At 36.7% G+C, this 1,041-nt stretch carries 2 protein-coding genes; both read right to left on the bottom strand.

All coding sequences use genetic code 11. The features are described from left to right. Positions 1–881 (bottom strand): relaxase/mobilization nuclease domain-containing protein (locus tag DXC01_RS20820; protein ID WP_243111679.1); only part of this gene is annotated, 881 nt, incomplete at its 3' end. Further along, a complete protein-coding gene (mobC, locus tag DXC01_RS19585; protein ID WP_243111681.1) occupies positions 830–1,000 on the bottom strand; it encodes a plasmid mobilization relaxosome protein MobC in 171 nt (56 codons plus the stop codon). The genes DXC01_RS20820 and mobC, both read right to left, overlap by 52 nt. Positions 1,001–1,041 lie beyond the last annotated feature (41 nt).

The following is a 1,041-nucleotide window of genomic DNA, read 5'->3' as shown; positions in this document are numbered from 1 at the left end:
ACAATTTTTAAATTTTCCTTATTTGCCCATTTCTGAAGCCCAATGTTTCCTGCTATATTGGGAGCATTGGTATCTATTAATTTGTTATGAGCAGAAGGAAAAATAGCTTTCTGACGTTTATTTTCAATGCGTTCTTTGATACGTTCTTTAGTAAAATTTTTTCCTAAAGATTTAGCACTTCCACGCACTGGACGGGACATATCGGGAGAACGAAAGGTAATGTATTTTCTGCTGTTTTCGCCAAATTCTGCGTTTTTTATTTCATATCCTTTAGCTTCCATAAATGCAAGAAATTCTGAATAAGTGGAAACGATTCGGATTGTCTGGTTGATATCTTTTCGCAGCTGCGCTTTTTTACTGGATTCAGATTTATTTGCAGCCCATTCATTGTATTTCATTCCTTTTTTACCATCTGGCATAATTGTGGACAGGTTATGTTCCTGGCATAAAGTGTCGCTGAGATTTCGTATTTTCCAGTAATTCTTTTTACAGTCATGGTAATGAGAAAAAGTGATGTTATCTGCAGAACAGAAAATTAAATGGTTATGTACATGACCTTTATCAGTGTGTGTTGTCAGAACATAGGAGTATTTTCCCTCCAGTAAGCGATCCGCAAGTTCTTTGCCAATTTGATGGGCTTCTTCATAGGAAACTTCACCAGGGGAAAATGCCTGAATCAGATGAAATGCCTTATTTGTATTGTGCGGATCTCTGCAGTCATGTGTATGATCCAAAGTGTATTTAAAGTCAAGAACGGCTGTTTCGGGAGAGCAGGCAAAGGAAGAAATATATAGATTCTGGTCAGTTTTATCTGGATTGCAGATGTATTCTATTGCTTTATCAACGGTTGTTTTGATACCATGGATTTTTGTAACTGCCATATTTTTTCCATTAACTCCTTTATATCGTCCAGGTCCTTTGGGTAAACTGTATTGGTACTGTTTATACGATGGGTGATCTGATTCAAATTGCTGCTGATATTGCCCAGCAGGGTATTCATTTTTCGGATATGAGAGTAGTCTACTTCATATACAAATCCAT

Source organism: Blautia sp. OM07-19 (assembly GCF_003481595.1).
Taxonomy (GTDB): Bacteria; Bacillota; Clostridia; order Lachnospirales; family Lachnospiraceae; genus Blautia_A; species Blautia_A intestinihominis.
Note: the sequence above shows the minus strand (reverse complement) of the source record. Positions and strands in the feature narration are given on the sequence as shown.

What these genes read in the sequence shown, in the direction of transcription:
- mobC (WP_243111681.1), bottom strand. Translation starts at nt 1,000, where the DNA reads ATGAATACCCTGCTGGGCAATATCAGCAGCAATTTGAATCAGATCACC.